Here is a 3,271-nt window from a genome sequence, read left to right as displayed (position 1 = left end):
TAATATTCCTTTTGCTGCAAAATTTGGTGGTGCAACCGGAAATTATAATGCTCATCATGTGGCTTACCCTGCCATTGACTGGAAAAAATTCGGAACCGATTTTGTTGAGGACGGATTGGGTTTACACCATTCATTTCCCACCACGCAAATAGAACATTACGACCATTTTGCCGCATTTTTTGATGCTTTAAAACGAATCAATACCATTTTGATTGATTTAGATAGAGATATTTGGACCTATGTTTCCATGGATTATTTTAAACAAAAAATAAAGGCAGGAGAAATTGGTTCCAGTGCCATGCCGCATAAAGTGAATCCAATTGATTTTGAAAATTCAGAAGGAAATTTAGGAATTGCCAATGCTATTTTTGAGCATCTTTCAGCCAAATTACCTCTTTCAAGATTACAGAGAGATTTGACTGATAGCACTGTTCTAAGAAACATCGGAGTGCCTATCGGACATACGCTTATTGGTTTTGAAGCAACATTGAAAGGCTTGAATAAATTACTATTGAACCAAAGCAAGTTTGAAGAAGATTTAGAAAGAAATTGGGCGGTTGTTGCCGAAGCAATCCAAACTATTTTACGCCGCGAGGGATATCCAAATCCTTATGAAGCTTTAAAAGGATTGACAAGAACAAACGAAGCCATCGACAAGAATGCCATTCATAATTTCATTGATTCCTTAGCTGTTTCCGATGCAATTAAAACCGAATTATTAGCCATTACACCAAGCAACTATTTAGGAATATAACTATCTATTGAAAAAATATAAAACTATGAAATCATTTATTTTAAAATCAATTGTATTAATTTTTGCAGTTTCCATTCAAACAAGTTGTGTTGATGATGATGGAAACGATTGTTACTACGAAATTGTAAGTTTAGCAACAGAAGTTACGGGTCCAACTACCTCAGCAGTTAATGTGCCTATTGTATTTAATGTCAAATTTTTACCATTTGATGGATGCACAACTTTTCTGAGATTTAATCAAGAGAGAGTTAATAATGTTTTTTACTTGGATGTAATTAGCAAAGGAGAGCAATGCGGATGTGATCAAGAGATTGTAGAAGGCACAGCAACATACTCTTTTACTCCTACTACTCCAGGAGTTTACACCTTTAGATTTACCAGTGATGTAGATGCAGCGATCATCAAAAATGTTACGGTAGAATAAATGAAAAAACCACATAAAATCTTAATTCTATTTGCACATCCGTTGTATGAGAAATCGCAGGTGAATAAGATTTTAGTTGATAATATTCCGCATTCACCCAACATCACTTTTCATGATTTGTATGAAGAATACCCTGAATTTGATGTTGACATAAAAAAAGAGCAAGATTTATTGCTGAATCACGATATCATCATTTGGCACCATCCAATGTATTGGTACAATTGCCCGCCCCTATTAAAACAGTGGATGGATCTTGTTTTAGAATTTGGTTGGGCTTATGGAAAAGAGGGAAATAATCTTAAAAACAAAACTCTATTTCAAGTAATTACCACCGGTGGTAGCCAAGAAAATTATTGTTCAACCGGAAGAGACCGTTTCACAATTCCTGAACTTTTGGAACCATTCAATCAAACTGCAAAAGTTTGTAAGATGCATTATCTTCCACCGTTTGTAGTTCATGGTACGCATAAAATTACGATTGAAGAAACACTCAGCAAAGCAAAATTGTACAATCAGTTGCTTGCTTATTTGGAAGAAAAAGGGATACAATCGGAGAACTTTGACGAACATATCTATTTAAATCATTGGATACAATCTAAACTATAAATATGGATAATGGATTCTTCATACAAGCTATTATCTATCTTACTGCTACCGTAGTTTGTGTTCCTATTGCTAAAAAATTAGGTCTAAGTTCCATTTTAGGTTATTTATTTGCCGGAATATTTATCGGTCCCTACGTATTTGGATTGATTGGTCAGGAAGGAGAAGACATTATGCACTTTGCAGAATTTGGTGTGGTCATGATGTTGTTTCTGATTGGTTTGGAACTAGACCCCTACAAGTTTTGGAAAATGAGACGTTTCATACTAGGCATGGGTTCCATGCAAGTAATTGGAACCACCCTAATCCTATTCCTACTAAGTTCTTTAATTTTTGATTGGAATTGGCAAACAGCTTTAGTGATCGCCTTGGCTCTCTCTCTTTCTTCTACGGCAATTGTTATACAAACCCTCAAAGAAAAAGATTTGTCGCAAACTTCTATGGGTCGAGCCTCTTTTGCAGTACTACTATTTCAAGATATTGCAGTAATACCCATTTTGGCAATTATTCCCTTGTTGGTTTCAAGTAGTACCATTATTGATCCGGAACAGATAAACAATTCCATCATCTCTGATTTTCCCGGATGGATTCAAACGTTAATTGTCATTGGTGCCATAGTATTCGTTTATTTTGGTGGTAAATACATCATCGTTCCCTTATTACATTTTGTTGCTAAAACTAGATTGCAGGAATTATTTACCGCTTCTGCATTATTGTTGGTGGTTGGCGTTTCCTATTTAATGCAATTGGTTGGATTGAGTCCGGCACTAGGTGCATTTATGGCTGGTGTAGTATTGGCAAATTCTGAATTCCGACATGAATTGGAAGGTGATATTGCACCATTTAAAGGACTCCTTTTAGGGTTGTTTTTTATTGGCGTAGGTGCTTCAATAAACTTTCAATTAATCATAGAAAACCCTGTTTTTATTCTACTTTTTGGGGCAGCACTCACAGCCATCAAGTTTTTAGTAATCTTTGGCATTGGAAAAATTTATAAAAAGCAAACCGATCAAAACTTTTTATTCGCATTCGGACTCAGTCAGGCAGGTGAATTTGGGTTTGTTATTCTGAGTTTCTCCATGCAATTGAATATTCTTCCGAATATTTTAGCCAATCAAATAATGGCCATCATTGCCTTAAGTATGCTGTCCACTCCTTTTTTGTTATTGATCAACGAACGATGGATTGACCCTTATTTTGGAGTAAAAGAAAAGCAACCTAAAAAAGCAGATACCATTGACGAACAACACGAGGTAATAATTGCCGGTTTTGGCCATTTCGGAAGTACCATTGGACGATTATTGAGAGCGAATGGTGTCAATGCAACTATCTTGGATCACGATTCTGACCGTGTTGAATTATTGCGTAAAATGGGCTTTAAAGTATATTATGGCGATGCTACACGTTTGGAATTACTGAAAGCCGCAGGTGCCGAAAGTGCCAAACTTTTTATTGCCGCCATTGATAATCCAACGGTCAATTTAAATGTT

Annotated in this window: 4 protein-coding genes; all 4 read left to right on the top strand. The window is 35.9% G+C overall.

The window, feature by feature from the left end; all coding sequences use genetic code 11:
• Positions 1-754: lyase family protein (locus ACIQ2S_RS12320; protein ID WP_396176420.1), on the top strand; the 754-nt coding region annotated here is incomplete at its 5' end.
• A gap of 25 nt (positions 755-779) precedes the next feature.
• Positions 780-1,178, top strand: coding sequence for a hypothetical protein (locus ACIQ2S_RS12315; RefSeq protein ID WP_396176418.1), 399 nt, complete (start codon positions 780-782; stop codon positions 1,176-1,178).
• On the top strand, positions 1,179-1,784 hold the full coding sequence (locus ACIQ2S_RS12310; RefSeq protein ID WP_396176416.1) for an NAD(P)H-dependent oxidoreductase: 606 nt from the start codon (positions 1,179-1,181) through the stop codon (positions 1,782-1,784). It begins immediately after the preceding gene.
• 2 nt (positions 1,785-1,786) lie between these two features.
• The coding region (locus ACIQ2S_RS12305) for a monovalent cation:proton antiporter-2 (CPA2) family protein (RefSeq protein ID WP_396176415.1) at positions 1,787-3,271 on the top strand (1,485 nt) is incomplete at its 3' end.

Source organism: Flavobacterium sp., from assembly GCF_044371705.1.
Taxonomy (GTDB): Bacteria; Bacteroidota; Bacteroidia; order Flavobacteriales; family Flavobacteriaceae; genus Flavobacterium.
Note: the sequence above shows the minus strand (reverse complement) of the source record. Positions and strands in the feature narration are given on the sequence as shown.